The sequence below is a fragment of the Vibrio fluminensis genome (assembly GCF_015278125.1).
Taxonomy (GTDB): Bacteria; Pseudomonadota; Gammaproteobacteria; order Enterobacterales; family Vibrionaceae; genus Vibrio; species Vibrio fluminensis.
Map to the genome: position 1 here is coordinate 116,039 of NZ_JADILO010000004.1, position 17,292 is coordinate 133,330.

Consider the following 17,292-nt stretch of genomic DNA (forward strand, 5'->3'; position numbering starts at 1 on the left):
CTATTTAACTAGTACACTAGTTGGGCATAATCGTGATGATAAGTACCCTCTGCGCGTTTTAATTTAAGCCTAGGAAGCGCCAACATCTGCAATGCTAAGCATTCTGACGCAATGTAGGCTCGCCGATAGAAGAAGGTAATGACACTGCTAAGAGCTCAATAGGCGAGCTCATACCATCGTAAAGAGAGCGTATCTATACTCAAATACTTCCCAGATGAGAAATTCAGAAAAATAACTTAGGTAGAGCAATGAGCCTTCATTTAGAAGGCTTCTTCAATTACATCACTTTGCTCGACAAATTGAGTAGGAGAAACACCAAAGCGATGTTTAAATCTCTGACTAAAATAGGAAGGGTCATTAAAACCACAATCAAATGCAACGTCAGCGACCTTTGCGCCAGCCAACAGATGTCGACAGGCATTATCTAAGCGAACTTCGCCCAAATAGTCAGAAAACGTTCGCTGCGTTGCGGCTTTAAAGCGACGTTGCAAACTGCGTTCAGAAACAAATAACATCTTTGCAGCCGTTGAAGTACTGAATTCAGGATCGGTATAGTGTTCCAACACGAGCCCTTCTAGGCGGATGATAAACGGATCCGATGAAGACAGCATGGCACTATCGCTCGGTAAATTATCAGTATCGACAATCGAGTTCTCGTCAAATGTATGACTTTTCACCCAACTCAAACTTATCTTATTGTCGCTTTCTGTCTCTTCAATCTCTAGATGGCCTCCGCTAATATTGACGAGTTTGACAACCTCAAGCCAGTGCTCGTCATCAGCGATATCACACTTCTTACCTTCATCGACAAGATTTAATTGCACGTCACTACTGGTACTCTTTAACTGAATATAAACATGCTGATTTCGACTACAGCGTTTAATCAATCCATCAAATACCAAATTAAATAGAACATCTAAATTGAAATAATTGAGTACGACATAGGCATCTTTGGCCGTTGAGTTATCGAGGTCGACAACAATTCCAGCTTTGCCGAACTCCTCGCGCCAACCATCTAATGTTGAATTCAGTATCATCGACAAATTGTAAGCTGGTGAGCTTTGCCCATGAGATTCTCTTACATTCAAGAGTAACTCGAGTTCCGAAGATATCTGTTCAATCATTCGCGACTGTGGATGTGCACTTGCTTGATCTACACTTTGTTCAGCACTCTGTAATCGCTCTCTAAATGAGTGGATAGCCTGCCCGAATATCAGGCGTCGCACTTGTAGTTGCTTACGTAGTTGGTGGTTATTACTCAAAAGAATCCGGCTCTGATGGCGCAACTGATTAGTTTTCAATGCAACTTGTGCTTTCAGTTGACGGTTAGCACTCGCCATCAATCGTGATCGCCAATACGCCAATCCAAAAACAAAAACCACAGCCGATACAACATACAATGAGAGAGCCACTGAATTGAGATACCATGGCTCAATCACACTAAAAGCTAAGCTACGTTCACTACCTCGCCCTAAGCCATTCACTACCGGTCTCACATACAGTGTGTACTGCCCCGGTGTCAGTCCCTCCATCGCGATTTGGTGTCCATCGAGTGGCGTCCATATTTTTTCATTGTTCAAACGATACTCTAAAGAAGATCCGCTGATTCTTGGCATGATGCCCATTTGTATCGAAATTGACTCTCCATAAGGCGCAGCTAAGTCGCTATCGTTATTCGATCCAAATGAAACTAATTTTTGGTTCACTAATATTTGCGAGAACAACACGTTAGCCTCAGGCAAAGGGCTAACAATTAAATCTTTACTCTGTACACGCACTAAGCTATGCCAAGAGCCTAATAATAATGATTCAGGATCTTGCGCATCCTCTAAACAAAAGCTATTTCTAAATTCATTATTAATCAAACCAAATGGCTGACCATAGTGGGAAAGAAGCTGCTGGTCGGATGAATATTGGGTTAATCCTGCGGTGGATGTTAACCATATTCCCGTACTATTTTTAACCAGACATTGAGGGCTAATATTCTCATCAACCATCGCAATTGGCTGGACCGAGAAGGTGTTCAAATCGATCACGTTGATACCGTAATTGCTCGCGATCCAAATCTGTTGTTCACTTCCTTCCATCAAACTGTGAACAGAACCGAATTTGTCACTTTGGGGCACATATTTGAGCTGGCCTTTTTGCAGCAAGTATATGCCTCTTTCAGTACCTAAAACCAAATCCCCACCGCTCGACATCAGCATACGTTTTAGTTGTACATGGGTGTTGACGTTACTTTGCCACTGTTGCGCTATAAGCTTTATCTGCGAAGTTTTTGAATTAAAGCACCAGATATACTCACTATTGGCAATCCAAATGTTACCGTTACTATCGCTCGCTAAATGGGTGACTTGTTGACCACTAAACGGGGCATCCAAAGATGGTGTTTCAAGCCTTTCTCCAGTCAGAGCATCAAGCACTATGATGCCCTGATTCGTTGCTAACCAAACCTTGCCATCACGTTCCAAAATATCATGCGCACGCGCACTGTTGAGTCGTTCCATTTGATGCTCCCGACCCACAAACAAGCGATAAAAACCATCCTCTTTACTCATCCAATAACCGCGCTTACTTTTCATTACAACGAGGTTTTCGATCAGATTATGATTGTGATCTTGGGTCAAATCTTGAGTAGGGAAACGCTCAAATTTTTTACCAAACAATGAGTAATATTGAATGCCTTTATTTGTCGCAATCCACATGCCGCCACGATTGTCATTAATCAATGAATATACGCGGCGCCCCGTTAGCGTGTAACCTGCATCCTTCTCTCCAGAATGCTTCTCCATTTCACCACTAATAAAAGAATAGATATACAACCCGCTTTTGGTGCCGATCCAATAAGAATCAGCGGTTTCCGCAATACTTATTACATTGGGAGAAGGGATAATAAACTTAGGCTTTGAAGTATTGTTAATGTCGTAAACAATCGCGCCTTTGCGTGAACCCAGAACAAGCTCTCTTCGCGTGGTAGAGTAATAAAGTTTATCTATCCCATTACCAAGAGAGCGCGGAACATGGCGAAAGCCCGCACTTTCTGAGACGAAAACACCATTAACCGTGGCCAAAACCCAACGGGTTTTCAAGAAGATCGCATCGTTAATGGTTAAATTGAGCGATTCGTTGTAACGGTATAGCTCCATTAAGGAGTAACTACTTAACTCCCCGTCTTCGACTCGATAAGTATGAAAATGCGCATCATCAGAAAGCCAAATATAGTCGCCACTGGCACCCATATTGACGATTTCGTTACCAGCAGGAAGCTCGAACACCAGCTCGCGTTGACTGTAAGAGCTAGAGCGATAAACACGGTTGTCATCAAACGTCCAGAAAAAGTCACCGCTTACTGTCACTTGCTCGGTAGTATATGGCAGGACAGACCCCGTCTTAGGTGAAACGGTGTGGCCATCAAAAAACAAAACTTTGTCGCGGACATCGTGAATCCAAAGTCCGCCAGTAGAAGAGAGGAATAGTTGCTTTGCGGCAAACACTTGCCCTTGACTCTCGCTAGGCAGTGGGTAAAACACTGAAGGCGAAGAATCAAAAGCGTAAACTATCCGTGTTACGAAAAAGAACAACGTAACCCAAAAGGTGCGTTTCACTAACCAATCCTTAAAGCATAAAAAAGCCAACAATGGGCGCGTTAGCTTTTGCGCCCATTGTTACTAGTCTGCTTTATTCTATTGGATAAACGCCTAGTTGAATACTCAAACTATTGTGTTTACTAGAGTTCACGCAATAAAAATTGAATTTAGTTGCTTAAACAGTCAGAAAAACTGTGGGAGATCTGATCGATGAAAGTAAAATAACTGCCATCTTTCACTTCAATCGTCGATGCGACAGGATCGAGTTCGCCAAGCTTGGCCTTACTGCCTCGCATTACTGATTTAATCACGGCTGGTGTAAATTGCGGCTCTGCAAACACACATTTGGCGTTCTCACTGCGTAATTCGCTACGAATTTTGATCAGCGTTTTTGCACCAGGCTTACGATCAGGTGTAACCGTAAAATGACCAAGATTGTTCAGTTGATAATCTTGTTCAAAGTAACCGTAAGCATCGTGGAACACATAATAACCTTGCTGTTTTACCGGCTCGAGTTGAGCTTTTATTTGCTCGTGTTTACTGCGGTATTGCTCGGCAAAACTCTTATAGTTACTTAGGTACGTTGCTGCATTTTCAGGATCATGTTCCGCCAGTTGTTTTGCAATCGCCTCTGCGGCTTGCAAGGTTGTCTCATAACCGAGCCAAAAGTGTGGGTCATGGCTACCATGATCGTGACCATCATGATGATCGTGCCCTTCGTGGCTAAACTCACGTAGTTTCAAACCTTCAATTTTAGAAATTTCTAAAGCCTGACCTTTTTGTTCAATCGTGCCCGCAAGAAAAGGTTCCAAATCTTTACCAAACCAAATAACTAAGCTCGCATCTTTCACTTTCTTCACATCAGAAGGTTTCAACGCATAATCGTGAGGCGAAGCATTGGATTTTAAGAGTACATCTGGCTCGGCAACACCTAACATAATCTCATGAGTGATCATTTGAATCGGTTTAATACTGGTCAAGACCTGCGGTTCTTGAGCGAGAGCAGCACCACTTATTGATGCCATTAATGGGGCAAATAAAAGAGCGAATTTAGTTTTCATTTGAGTAAAGCACGACTGTCTAGAATTAGTGAAGAATAAATGTTACATTATAACATTAGTCAATTGCAAATGAGTTCTATTCATGACCGCGCTCATCGAGCTATCCAATATCAATGTTCAGTTTGACGGACGACAAGTACTAGATAACGTCAGTTTGAGCATAAATAAAGGCGAAATCATTACTCTTGTTGGGCCTAATGGAGCGGGCAAATCAACCTTAGTAAAAGTTTTGCTTGGCTTACAAAAGCGCTATCAAGGCTCCATCATTAAACCAAAGAAACTCAAAATTGGTTATGTTCCGCAAAAGCTGAAGTTGAACGAAACATTACCACTGGATGTTTCGCGTTTTTTACGCCTAGCGGGGCGCTTTAGCCAACAAGAAATTCAAGAAGCGTTAACTCTAACTGGCGCTCAGCATCTACTCCTTAGTGACATGCATGCTCTATCTGGCGGTGAAACTCAACGGGTGCTTTTAGCTCGCGCATTGCTACAAAGACCCGATTTATTGGTGTTAGATGAACCTGCACAAGGTGTCGATGTTCAAGGCCAAATTGACCTTTATGACCTAATAGATACAATTCGTCATCGCTTTAACTGCGCGGTATTCATGGTTTCTCACGACTTACACTTGGTGATGGCAAAAACTGATCACGTCATTTGCTTGCATCACCATATTTGTTGTTCTGGTGCACCGGCAACCATCACTCAGCATCCGAAGTACATCGCATTATTCGGGGAAACCCGCCAAGAAAAACTGGCGTTTTACCATCATCAGCACGATCACCACCATCATGACCTCGCTGGCCAACCCGTTGGTGGCACACGTTCAAGCTGTTCTCATCATTCACACGGTCATCATCATGATTGAGTTTTTACTTCCCTCTATTCTTGCCGGTCTAGGTATCGCTTTAATCGCAGGCCCCCTTGGCTCCTTTGTTGTTTGGCGAAAGATGGCCTATTTCGGCGATACTTTAGCGCATGCCTCATTAATGGGGTTGGCATTTGGTTTCTTATTTGACGTCAATTTGTATCTCGCACTTGTCGTATGCTGTCTCGTTCTTGCCGTCATTCTCGTAACGCTGCAAAGGCAGCAGGTTGTTGCTGCTGATACATTACTTGGTATTCTCGCGCACAGTGCCCTCTCACTGGGTTTGGTTGCCGTGAGTTTTCTCGATGATGTACGAATTGATTTGATGAGTTACCTTTTTGGCGACCTACTGGCCGTCTCACCGCAAGATTTAATATTCATCTATTCAGGCGTTGTCGTGGTTGGTCTTATTTTAATGCTATTTTGGCGCCCACTGCTTTCTACCACTATCAATGAAGAATTGGCGAGTGTCGAAGGTCATAATGTTGATTTAATGCGGCTTATTTTAATGCTGTTGGTTGGCTTGGTTATCGCTGTTGGGATGAAGTTTGTTGGTGCGCTAATTATCACCTCACTGTTAATTATCCCAGGCGCAACAGCAAGACGATTTGCGAGAACTCCTGAACAGATGGCTTTGGTTGCTTCTGTTATTGGTATGATCGCGGTACTCGCCGGACTGAGCCTCTCTTGGCACTTCGATACCCCTGCAGGACCTTCAGTGGTGATCAGTGCGGCAGCACTATTCTTGTTAAGTCAGTTTAAGAAAATTGCATAAAAAAACGGCTTCCTTCGGGAAGCCGTTTTGTATTAACCAACTGAGTTATTATTTCTTTTCAATACAACAGCCTCAAAACTCGGCTAAGAGCTATGCACCTTCGTTGTATAATTCTAAACTGGCTAAATCTTGTTGAATCTCAAGCTGAGTTTTTGCGTCGTCGCTTCGCAACGATTCAAGATACTCTAGGTATTGCTGGGTAATATCGCCTGTCACGTATTCACCGCTGAAGACTGACGTTTCAAATTTGGTGATATCCGTATTGCCAGAACCTACTGCTGCGACTAAATCTTCTAAAGTTTGGAAAATCAGTTCATCAGCACCAATTTGTTTACAGATTTGTTCGTTATCACGACCGTGAGCAATCAGCTCATTGGCACTTGGCATATCAATACCGTACACATTCGGGAAACGAATCTCTGGTGCAGCTGACACCATAAATACTTTCTTCGCACCAGAATCACGTGCCATTTCAATAATCTGTTCTGACGTCGTGCCACGAACAATCGAGTCGTCGACAAGCAGCACATTCTTATCTTTAAACTCTGAGCGAATGGCGTTGAGCTTGCGACGCACTGATTTCTTACGTTGCTGTTGTCCTGGCATGATAAAGGTACGACCAACATAGCGGTTCTTTACAAAACCTTGGCGGTAAGGCGCATCAATCGCCTGAGCAATTTGCAGCGCGATATCACATGATGTTTCTGGGATAGGAATGACCACATCAATATCAAGATGGCTGTACTCATCACGAATACGTTCACCGAGTTTTTTACCCATTTCGACACGTGCTGCGTAAACAGAAATCTTATCAATAAATGAATCTGGACGAGCAAAGTACACATACTCGAACATACAAGGGTTAAGCTGTGGGTTGTCGGCACACTGTTGAGTGTGCAACTGGCCATCAAACGTCGCATAAACCGCTTCGCCCGGCGAGACATCACGAACAAAATCAAAACCAACGGCATCTAGCGCCACTGATTCTGACGCCACCATATATTCCGTTCGTCCCTCGACTTCTCGCTTACCTAAGCACAAAGGACGAATTCCTTTTGGATCACGAAAAGCAACCATACCGTGGCCAATAATCATTGCCACAACGGCGTACGCGCCGCGGATAGTACGGTGAACATTCATGACTGCACGAAACACGTCTTCTGCAGTCACCGTGCCTTTCACTGTATCTATTTCATGGGCGAGTACGTTAAGCAGAACTTCTGAATCAGAGGTGGTATTGAGGTGGCGACGATCTTTAGCGAAAAGTTTTTCACGCACGTCGTTAGCGTTGGTGAGATTGCCGTTGTGGGCGAGAGAGATACCGAATGGAGAGTTTACGTAGAAAGGTTGAGCTTCTGAGGCACTGGAACTGCCTGCGGTTGGGTAACGTACATGTCCTATTCCGACGTCACCTTGCAACCTTTGCATGTGTCTCGCCTCAAACACATCCTTGACTAAACCGTTCGCCTTACGCAGACGAAAACGATTGCTTTCTATGGTACAAATACCGGCGGCATCTTGGCCACGGTGCTGCAATACAGTCAAAGCGTCATAGATAGACTGATTAACAGGCGTTGTGCCCACGATTCCAACAATACCACACATGTCCTAACCCTCGATTTGCGACAATGGCTGGCGCGTTAAATCGCGCCAGATAAGAAACTCGATGATGCTTGTAGGTGTTCGAAAAACGGCTCAATGATCAATTTGAAATGAGGAACTAACTCGGAAGCTGTCCACCATTCGCTTTGATTGAACGTGGTGAAGGTATCGACAAAGAACAATACTGCCGCAACGATTAATACGCCACGCAATCCGCCAAAGACAATCCCTAGCACTCGGTCTGTACCCGACAAACCCGTTTTCTGGATCAACTGCCCTATTACATAGTTAACCAACGCACCTACAATCAGCGTGGCAACAAAGAGAGCAGCGATGGCTGCGCCATTACGAAACATTTCGTCTTCGATTTTGGTGAAGTACACCGCTAAACGCGAGTAGTACTGACTGGCGATAAAAAAAGCGCCAAACCAAATAACCAGAGACAAAGCTTCTTTAGCGAAACCACGAACTAAGCTGATTAATGCCGATAGGCCAATCACACTCAAAATAACAATATCTAACCAATTCATGTGTATTCACATCTTCAGTTGGCGCGCATTTTAACAGAAAAAACGGCGACGCAAACGTTTTCTTAAGGATTTAGTGGTTTAAATTTAAGCAATCGACCTTTTGAGCCGGTTATTTTTTCCAGCTCCGCGATCTGACGCTCTAGTTTATTTTTTGACACATCTGGGCCAATTATCACTCGAGTGAAACCATTATCGAGCTTGGTATGTGCCTGGTAGCCACGCTTTTGCAGGTCTTTAACTACATTAGCAGCATTGTCCGCATTCTTAAGTGCCATCAATTGGATGATCCACGCGCTTTCTTGATATTGATTGCGCTCAGGCACTTCTTTCTCGACCACTGCGACAACTTCTGCCTCTTCAGGCTGACTTTTATCCACCACCACTTCAACGGGTGTCGGTGGCAAAGATGCGCTGTCATCTTCTGGTGCGAGGACCTCGAAAGACTCAACATCGCTGTCGAGTTCTGGCTTAATTGGAATACTTGCCGTCTCTTCCTTGTAATGTGCTTTTTGGCCATCAAGGACATCAGGCAGCACGATCACTCCAATAGAAACTAAAATGATGGTGCCCACTAAACGATTTTGGAACTTACTTGCCATTTATTCTCCTTTTGTCTGCCAGTGTTCAAGCACTTCACCAACAGTATGGAATGAACCGACAACGATAATGACATCTTCTGCTTTCGCTTGTGTCATTGCGGCATCAAATGCTTCGACCGGGGATGAATATTGCACCTGCTTTTCTGGTAAGAACTGACATAACTCGGCAGCCTCTGCCGCTCTTGGTCCAGTCAATGAAGCGGGATACCATGCACTCGCTAGCGGCGACAAAATCTCTAGAGTCGATTTAATGTCTTTATCGTGCAGCATTGCAACGACCATATGAATGGTTTTATTGGCGTATTGCTGCTCAACACGTTCTACAAGGTATTGGGCCGAATGAGGGTTGTGCGCAACATCCAGCAGCACGATTGGCTGTTGATGGATGATCTGCATCCGCCCAGGTAACGTCGCGTTATTTAAACCATTAACGATGTTAACGTCGCTGATATCAAGGTTCGCTGTCGCAAGAGCCATTAATGCTGTGGCCGCATTAGGTAGAGGTAAACTTGGTACCGGCAAGGCATCCAGCTGGTAAGAGCCATGGGTCCAACACCAAGTGCTATTCTCCGTGAGCTCATAGTTGTATTGAATACCGACTTGATATAGTTCAGCTTGAATGTCATCTGCATGAGCTGCGACTGTCGCTGGTGCTTTAGGTTGCCCACAAATTGCTGGTTTACCGCTGCGGAAAATCCCGGCTTTCTCATAGCCAATCACATTGATATCGTCACCTAGCCAGTCGACATGATCGATCGCTAAACTGGTGATTACCGAAACATCGTGATCAACTACATTGGTGGCATCTAGGCGACCACCAAGACCGACTTCAAGTAGCACCACATCGACTTTTTCGGTTTGGAATAGGCGCAAAGCTGCCAAAGTGCCATATTCAAACAAGCTTAAACTGATATCACCGCGCTGCTTTTCAATGAAGTCGAAAGCTTGGGTATGTTTCTCGTCACTCAAGTCCTCACCATTAACGCGCACACGTTCGTTATAGCGAATAAGATGGGGTGAGCTGTAAACACCAACTGAATAACCCGCATCAAGCAGAATAGCTTCCATCAAGGCACAGGTAGAACCCTTGCCATTGGTTCCGGCAACAGTGATAACGGTTGGAGCAGGTTTGATCAAATTGGCTTGTTTAGCGACCGCTTGGACGCGATCTAAGCCGAGGTCGATTGCTGAAGTGTGTATATTTGCTAAATAATCAAGCCACATCGCGAGTGGAGATGTGGCTTGAGGAATAAGAGTCTGACTCATCTAACTTTAACCAATAATTCCGTGGTTGTTTGTTAGGGGTACTTTAACCTTTTTCGTCAACTTCTGGTACAGAATACTCAGCTTCTTGCGGAGAATCATTCACAGAAACGACAAGTGGTGACGCTGAATTAGTCAGTTTTGCTAGCATGCTACTAACACGTTGACGCATTTCGCGACGGTCAACGATCATATCAATCGCACCATGTTCAAGCAGGAATTCACTGCGTTGGAAACCTTCAGGAAGGTCTTCACGTACAGTTTGCTCGATTACACGACGGCCAGCGAAGCCAATCAGTGCCTTAGGCTCACCAATATTGATATCACCCAGCATGGCAAGACTTGCTGATACACCACCCATAGTTGGGTCAGTCATTACCGAGATGAATGGTAGACCTTTTTGTGAAAGGCGCTCTAAAGCAGCACTGGTTTTCGCCATTTGCATGAGAGACATAAGAGCCTCTTGCATGCGCGCACCACCACTGGCAGAAAAACAAACCAAACCACAATTGTTTTCCATTGCAGCTTCTACCGCTTTAACAAAGCGAGCACCAACAACAGAACCCATTGAGCCACCCATAAACGAGAACTCAAAAGCACAAGCTACCACTGGGATACCGATGACTTCACCTTGCATCACCACAAGAGCATCTTTCTCACCACTGCTCTTTTGTGCAGCAGAGATACGATCTTTATAACGTTTTGAGTCTTTAAACTTCAGTTTATCTTGTGGCTCTAAATCGTTTGCAAGTTCGACACGGTTTGTTTCATCCAAAAATGTTTCCAAACGACGACGCGCTTTCATACGCATGTGATGGTCACATTTTGGACATACTTCTAGGTTACGCTCTAGTTCAGCATGGTAAAGCACTTGCTCACATGAAGTACATTTAGTCCAAACACCTTCAGGGATAGATGCTTTACGAGAACTTACGATATTGCTTTTTTCTAAAATCTTTTCAAGCCAACTCATGGAAGACCTTTTCTCTATCAATCTTCCGCACAAGGCGAAAGATATAAAATCTGAATTTATGCGTGAGGATTAAAGCATATAAAATGCCAAGTGTAGACAAAAAACTGGTTGTACCTATTTTTGTTACCCTATCCCAATGCGGCGTTCGACTATCTCGTTAGCGCATCAGTAACACTCTGACCTAACGAGGTATTACTCTTATTTCTGAACCAATTACTATAAATTAGTTCAAATTATCTGGCAAAAATAGCGGACCGATCGGAGCGCGTGGCAGATCAAATTCTTGTGGGTAATCCACGTCAACTAGATACAAACCCTCAGCTTTTGCTGTTGCTCCGGCTAATTTACGATCTTTTGCTTCAAGTAGCCATTTGATCCACTCCGGCTCTTGTTCACCGCGACCAACACAAAGCAGACTACCAGTAATATTGCGCACCATATGGTGAACAAAGGCATTGGCTTTAATATCTATCACGACATATTGACCATGACGAGTAACATTCAAATGCATTAGATTTCGCCAAGGGCTATTTGACTGACAATGAACTGCGCGAAACGAAGTAAAGTCATTCTCGCCTAGCAGATATTGACCTGCTTGCTGCATTTTCACTTCATCCAAATCACCGTGATAATGACTAACGCCAGAATGCAAAATCCCCGGTCGTAATGCACTGTTAAATATAATATACCGATAACGGCGTGCCGTTGCTGAGAATCGCGCATGAAATTCTTCAGGAACTTCTTTTGCCCATCTAACCGCAATATCACTTGGCAGATTGGCATTGGCACCCATTGTCCAAGCCACCATTTTTCGATTTGCAGTAGTTTCAAAGTGTACGACTTGCCCGGTGCCATGTACGCCAGCATCGGTACGACCAGCACACAGTACTTCCACTGGATGATTGGCGACAATACTTAATGCGCGTTCTAGCTTCTCTTGTACGCTTTGAACTTCTCTTTGACGTTGCCAACCAAAGTAGTGAGCACCATTATACTCAATACCTAAAGCGATTCTCATCTTGGACTCTCTTAGAAAATGGGGTCGGAAGTATAACGAAACTACTATACCCTCGCTACCCCATGATATAAAAACAAAAGGGGCATTAGCCCCTTTAAGAATATTCACTGATAAACGATTAGCAATTAAGCTCGACTATTGATGCTGTCGATCAACCTTTTCGCTTCACGACGTATTTCATCACTACCATCCACTATCGCCTCTTCTAGCAATCGGACGGCACCTGAAGCGTCATTCATCTCAATGTAAATCTTGGCTAAATCAAGCTTACCTGCCGCTTCTGAATTCGAATCGACATCGATATCACTCATTTCACCAATCACATCTGGGAAATCCGCTAAACCAACATCCAGTTTTAACTCTTCGGCATCTGGGTCAAAACCCACTTCCTGCTGCTCAACTTCGGCCATTAACTCATCGATGGTGCGATATTGATGTTCACGCGGATTGAAGTCGGCAAGATCATCTTGGCTTTCCCAATCCTCATTATGCACTTTCGCTTGAGTAGGTTGATTATCGTTAGACCAAACTTGTAGCTCATCTTCAGGAATATCATCTGAAATCGTTGCTCTCTGATCTGGAGATAAGCTGAAGCCATTCCAATCCTCGCCGCCAACCTCAAGCATGGCATCAATATCCATACCCGCAGAATCGCTCACCGTACGGTCAATAGGCTTTACTACTGGCTCAAAATCATTCTCAGATTCATCAAGTAACTCATCCAGAGTTTGCTCGTCATATGCTTTTGATGCTGACTGACCGTTTGTTGTTTCAGGTACCTCTCCACCAGTTTGGTTTTCTGGTGCCAAAGGGTCGCTACCGAATAATTCCGCGAGAACATCACCCTCGTCTAATGTACGGTCTAAAAATGCGTCTTTGATTGGCTCAAGAGTTGAACCACTATTACCATGTGGCTGACTCTCCGCTGGATAGGATTCCTCACGGGCAGAGTCGAGCTGTGCTGACTTCTCAACGTATTCGGATCCATCAAGCTCTGACTCATGACTCACACCAGCATCATCACTCACGAGAGACGTTTCTGCTTGAGTTTCCGCCGGAGATATTTCCGGGACCGAAGACTCAATAGGAGAAGATTCATTCGCAAAATCTGCTAGCGCTTGTTCTTCACCGTATTCAGGTAAATCGAGCTCATCGAATTCAAATGCTGTCTCAGTGGTATCTTCGACTTGCGGCGCCTCCACAGAATTATCAGCCGTTGGTGCTGATTCTTCAATGGCATCATTTACCGTTTGCTCAGCATTCAGCTCAGTGGCCGTAACGTCAGCTTCTACGCTCGATTCTGCGCTTGGCTCTGCGGCAAAATCAGCACGAGCCTGCTCTTCACCATATTCAGGCAAATCGAGCTCATCGAATTCAAATGCTGCCTCAGCGGCATCTTCGACTTGTGGCGCCGCCACAGAATTATCAGCCGCTGGCGCTGATTCTGCAATGACATCATTTTCTACTTGCTCAGCATTAAGCTCAGTGCCGCTAAAGTCAGTTTCTACGCTAGATTCCGCACTTGGCTCTGCGGCAAAATCAGCACGAGCCTGCTCTTCACCATATTCAGGTAAATCGAGCTCATCGAATTCAAATGCCGTTTCAGTTGCATCTTCGACTTGCGGCGCCGCCACAGAATTATCAGCCGCTGGTGCTGATTCTGCAATGACATCATTTTCCGCTTGCTCAGTATTAAGATCAGTGCCGCTAAAGTCAGTTTCTACGCTCGATTCCACATTTGGCTCTGCGGCAAAATCAGCACGAGCCTGCTCTTCACCATATTCAGGCAAATCGAGCTCATCGAATTCAAATGCTGTCTCAGGGGTATCTTCAACTTGCGGCGCCGCCACAGAATTATCAGCCGCTGGTGCGGATTCTGCAATAGCATCATTTAACGTTTGCTCAGCATTCAGCTCAGTACCGGTAACGTCAGCTTCTACGCTCGATTCCGCACTAGGCTCTGCGGCAAAATCAGCACGAGCCTGCTCTTCACCATACTCGAGTAAATCAAGCTCATCGTATTCAAATGCCGTTTCAGTTGCATCTTCTATCGATGGTGTTTCAACCGCTTGTTGCTGAGCTTCGTGCTGCCTATCCCATTCAGCTACCTCAGCCCAATCCGCATCGGAAACCGAAGAGAGTTCAGGTTCTAACTCCGGACTCACAGCTGGCGCGGAATTTTCTTCACCACGTAATTCTGCGAGAGCACTGGCAGTGTCTTGGTCATCTTCAAACAACCAATCATCATCACTTGGCGTGCCAAACTCATTATCAACTGCTGCTAAGGCCGCTTGTAGCTCTGGCTCTGGCTCTGGCTCTGGCTCTGGCTCTGGCTCTGGCTCTGGCTCTGGCTCTGGCTCTGGCTCTGGCTCTGGCTCTGGCTCTGGCTCTGGCTCTGGCTCTGGCTCTGGCTCTGGCTCTGGCTCTGGCAAGGAATCTTGCTCGGGAGAATGACTGTCTGCAAGCGGAGTTGGCTGGAATTCCTCACCCAACTGATCAAAGTTAAACTCGCCTAATAATGGGTCTTCTTCCGGAGCAACATCAAGCATGTCGTCGACAAAATCTTCACTTGAAAACTCGCGCGGTGATTCTTCATTCGGAATATTTTGTTCTTGGGTCGCTAAAATATCTTGAGTTTCTACCTCATCACTTTGCTCGTCATTCTCTAGCAATGGCGATTCAAGACTGTAGTCAGAGTCTAGTTCTTGCAAGCTCTGTTCTGATGCGTTTTCCGTCGTAGATTCCGAGCCATTTTTCTCAATCTCTAGCAGCTCTTCAAACAAATCTGTCGCATCGTCGCTTAAATCTAGGTCATCCTCGGTGCTTTCGTCATCTAATAGCTCATCTAACAGATCGGTGTTATCTTGATCCCATGTCGAAGTAGCCAATGTTTCAGCATGCTCATGTTCATCTAGCAACTCATCCAGCATTGCTGTCTCATTTGATTCAAGCTCGCCTTTCTCGTTAGCAAGATCAGCAGAGTCTTGTTCAAATACAGTTTGCTGTGCCTTTGACGGCTCACTGATCTCATCACCATCTTCTAACAATTCATCAAGCATCACGGTGGAGTCTTGTGGTAGTTCGGATAGCAAATCATCGCCATCATCAAGCCACTCATCGAGTAACTCAACGTCGGAGCCAGAACTCAAGTCAAACTCATCATCTCCTTCAAGCAAATCGTCAAGCATCTGCGGTTGTTCGACTGTGGCTTCAGGCTGATCGGCTGTTGACAACAGTTCGTCAAACAAAGCGGAAGACTCTTGTTCTAATTCTTTTTGCGCTTGTTGTTGTGCTTCGCTTTCTACTTGTGCAAACAGTGCATCTATCTCATCATCAGAAGCAACATTTGCGTACTCCAACGCTTGAGTGTCATCGACATCTAAATCAAGGTCATCGCTCTCTTCTGCCAACAAGTTGTCAAAATCAAGTAAGCTATCATCATCGCTACTCTCACTCAGCAGCTCATCCAGCATTGACTGATCAAGTGTGTCATCAGAGGTTTCACTATCGATGGCAGAGTTAAACAGATCGTCAATATCTCCTTGACCAATCCCCGTCTCCGACAAGTCAAACTCATTGTCCGTCAAATCGTCTTCGATGATCACGTCATCAAGAGCGCGTTCCATCTCTTCAAGACCAAGCGCTTTCTCTTCACTATCAACGCTAATACCGTTACTACTTATACCTGGTGAAGCAATTGATTCATCAAGTACGCCATCTTCATTAATGGCAGAGAATGGATCTTCGTCTAAATCATTTTCAAGATTAAAATCAAGATCGTTGTCATCGAGACCTGCGAACACGTCCGTCTCATCGTCCTTGCTCTGTTGACTATCTAGCTCATCAGAGAAGAGCAACTCATCATCACTTGACTCACCAAATAGATCATCATCCAGATCGAGCTCATCCTCGACTTCTTCATCCAGTGCTTCAGGCGCTATCGGTACAACAGGGGCATTATTAGTAGCCGCCGTTTCCTCAACATCCGTCGTTTTTGATTCTGAATTTCGACGTCCTAGCAACATCATTCCTAGCATGCCGATAAGCAATCCAGGAATTACCGCCATGCCCGCAACTAGCCAACCATTAGACAAAATCTTATCCATTGTGGATGGGGCATTACGGTTTGCTTCAGCGACGCGCTGGCGTTCTGCCTCTAGCAATTTTTCAACTTCTGAACGGATGCGATTTTCATCACCCAATTCTTGTTTCAAGCTGTCAACTTCTGTTTGTACGTCAGCTAGCATCAAACGTAATCGATGATTTTTTTCTTCTAAAGCGGTTAATTCAGATTCAGAGTTTTGTAACTGATTTTCTAGGCTAGTGACTTTAGCTGGCTTAGCTGAGGGAGCAATCGAAGGCTTCGCGGTTTCAGCATTATCAACAATTTTCTTTTTGGCATCCGAATCAGTCGGTTTCGTGCTTACTTTTTCCGTCTTTGATGAAACAGGTTGGGCAACGACTTGAGGTTTAGCTGGTGATACTGTTGGAGATGTTGCAGCCTTGCCATCTAAGCGAGCTTGATGTAACTCCATAATGCGAACAGCTTCGCTGGTTGACACACTACGAGCCTGAGCAAGAGAAGGGACGCGCAGAGTACTTCCAGGGAGCAAGGTATGGATATTTTGATTTTCAAATGCTTGCGGGTTGAGCTGATAAATTGCCAACAAGGTTTGTTGGACCGACACCTGATTAGAGGGACGAAGCTGTGATGCTACAGCCCAAAGCGTCTCTTGTGCGGTGGTTGGACCGTAGAAACGAGACGGCTCACTTGCAGAAGAAGTGCGGCGCGTAATTTGTTCAGAAAATTGCGGTGAAGATTGAATCTCACCATTCGGCCCCTTAAGGCGAATACTCTCTGCACTTACAATGGTTGTCTGAGTCACGGCTACCAATGCAATTGGCATTAATAGACGTTGAAGAAATCGACGCATAGAAGGCTCAGCTCGGTGCTCTTGATAATTAATTTCGATGATCTGCTAAATATATCGGATCATATGGGCAAAACTATAGCCG

11 protein-coding genes are annotated in these 17,292 nt (G+C 44.9%); 2 read left to right on the plus strand and 9 right to left on the minus strand.

Going from position 1 to position 17,292, the window contains the following annotated elements; all coding sequences use genetic code 11:
* Positions 1-260: 260 nt before the first annotated feature.
* Entirely contained in the window at positions 261-3,605 is a 3,345-nt protein-coding gene (locus IRQ95_RS05255; protein WP_194435952.1) for a helix-turn-helix domain-containing protein, read from the minus strand.
* A gap of 149 nt (positions 3,606-3,754) precedes the next feature.
* Complete coding sequence (gene znuA / locus IRQ95_RS05260; RefSeq protein WP_267254480.1) at positions 3,755-4,648, minus strand: zinc ABC transporter substrate-binding protein ZnuA; 894 nt, start codon at positions 4,646-4,648, stop codon at positions 3,755-3,757.
* Positions 4,649-4,730: 82 nt separating this feature from the next.
* On the opposite strand from znuA, the gene znuC reads away from it, so the two are divergent.
* Both znuC and znuB read left to right on the plus strand, forming a co-directional pair.
* Complete coding sequence (znuC, locus tag IRQ95_RS05265) at positions 4,731-5,516, plus strand: zinc ABC transporter ATP-binding protein ZnuC (RefSeq protein WP_194435953.1); 786 nt, start codon at positions 4,731-4,733, stop codon at positions 5,514-5,516.
* Positions 5,509-6,291 carry a zinc ABC transporter permease subunit ZnuB gene (znuB, locus tag IRQ95_RS05270; protein ID WP_194435954.1) on the plus strand — a complete coding sequence of 261 codons (783 nt, stop codon included), beginning with the start codon at positions 5,509-5,511 and terminating at the stop codon, positions 6,289-6,291. Before znuC ends, znuB begins: the two co-directional genes overlap by 8 nt.
* A gap of 90 nt (positions 6,292-6,381) precedes the next feature.
* On the opposite strand, the gene purF is transcribed toward znuB, so the two are convergent.
* The 7 genes from purF to IRQ95_RS05305 form a co-directional block, all read right to left on the minus strand.
* The gene (gene purF / locus IRQ95_RS05275) at positions 6,382-7,896 is read right to left on the minus strand and encodes an amidophosphoribosyltransferase (protein ID WP_194435955.1); all 1,515 of its coding nucleotides are present in this window, start codon (positions 7,894-7,896) and stop codon (positions 6,382-6,384) included.
* 35 nt (positions 7,897-7,931) lie between these two features.
* Positions 7,932-8,423 carry a CvpA family protein gene (locus IRQ95_RS05280; RefSeq protein WP_194435956.1) on the minus strand — a complete coding sequence of 164 codons (492 nt, stop codon included), beginning with the start codon at positions 8,421-8,423 and terminating at the stop codon, positions 7,932-7,934.
* Between the two features lie 62 nt (positions 8,424-8,485).
* Positions 8,486-9,022 (minus strand): SPOR domain-containing protein, encoded by a 537-nt coding sequence (locus IRQ95_RS05285; protein WP_194435957.1) that lies wholly within the window; start codon positions 9,020-9,022, stop codon positions 8,486-8,488.
* Positions 9,023-10,288 carry a bifunctional tetrahydrofolate synthase/dihydrofolate synthase gene (gene folC, locus IRQ95_RS05290; RefSeq protein WP_194435958.1) on the minus strand — a complete coding sequence of 422 codons (1,266 nt, stop codon included), beginning with the start codon at positions 10,286-10,288 and terminating at the stop codon, positions 9,023-9,025.
* A gap of 43 nt (positions 10,289-10,331) precedes the next feature.
* Positions 10,332-11,258: an acetyl-CoA carboxylase, carboxyltransferase subunit beta gene (gene accD / locus IRQ95_RS05295; protein ID WP_194435959.1), complete on the minus strand. Its 927-nt coding sequence runs from the start codon at positions 11,256-11,258 to the stop codon at positions 10,332-10,334.
* A 223-nt stretch (positions 11,259-11,481) separates the two neighbouring features.
* Positions 11,482-12,276: a tRNA pseudouridine(38-40) synthase TruA gene (truA, locus tag IRQ95_RS05300; RefSeq protein WP_194435960.1), complete on the minus strand. Its 795-nt coding sequence runs from the start codon at positions 12,274-12,276 to the stop codon at positions 11,482-11,484.
* A 125-nt stretch (positions 12,277-12,401) separates the two neighbouring features.
* The gene (locus IRQ95_RS05305; RefSeq protein WP_194435961.1) at positions 12,402-17,210 is read right to left on the minus strand and encodes a FimV/HubP family polar landmark protein; all 4,809 of its coding nucleotides are present in this window, start codon (positions 17,208-17,210) and stop codon (positions 12,402-12,404) included.
* Positions 17,211-17,292: the final 82 nt, after the last annotated feature.

Excerpts from the sequence above, each read along its gene's own strand:
- accD (WP_194435959.1), bottom strand. The coding sequence starts at position 11,258 with ATGAGTTGGCTTGAAAAGATTTTAGAAAAAAGCAATATCGTAAGTTCT.
- truA (WP_194435960.1), bottom strand. The coding sequence starts at position 12,276 with ATGAGAATCGCTTTAGGTATTGAGTATAATGGTGCTCACTACTTTGGT.
- znuB (WP_194435954.1), top strand. The coding sequence starts at position 5,509 with ATGATTGAGTTTTTACTTCCCTCTATTCTTGCCGGTCTAGGTATCGCT.
- purF (WP_194435955.1), bottom strand. The coding sequence starts at position 7,896 with ATGTGTGGTATTGTTGGAATCGTGGGCACAACGCCTGTTAATCAGTCT.
- folC (WP_194435958.1), bottom strand. The coding sequence starts at position 10,288 with ATGAGTCAGACTCTTATTCCTCAAGCCACATCTCCACTCGCGATGTGG.
- znuC (WP_194435953.1), top strand. The coding sequence starts at position 4,731 with ATGACCGCGCTCATCGAGCTATCCAATATCAATGTTCAGTTTGACGGA.
- IRQ95_RS05305 (WP_194435961.1), bottom strand. The coding sequence starts at position 17,210 with ATGCGTCGATTTCTTCAACGTCTATTAATGCCAATTGCATTGGTAGCC.
- IRQ95_RS05285 (WP_194435957.1), bottom strand. The coding sequence starts at position 9,022 with ATGGCAAGTAAGTTCCAAAATCGTTTAGTGGGCACCATCATTTTAGTT.
- IRQ95_RS05280 (WP_194435956.1), bottom strand. The coding sequence starts at position 8,423 with ATGAATTGGTTAGATATTGTTATTTTGAGTGTGATTGGCCTATCGGCA.
- znuA (WP_267254480.1), bottom strand. The coding sequence starts at position 4,648 with ATGAAAACTAAATTCGCTCTTTTATTTGCCCCATTAATGGCATCAATA.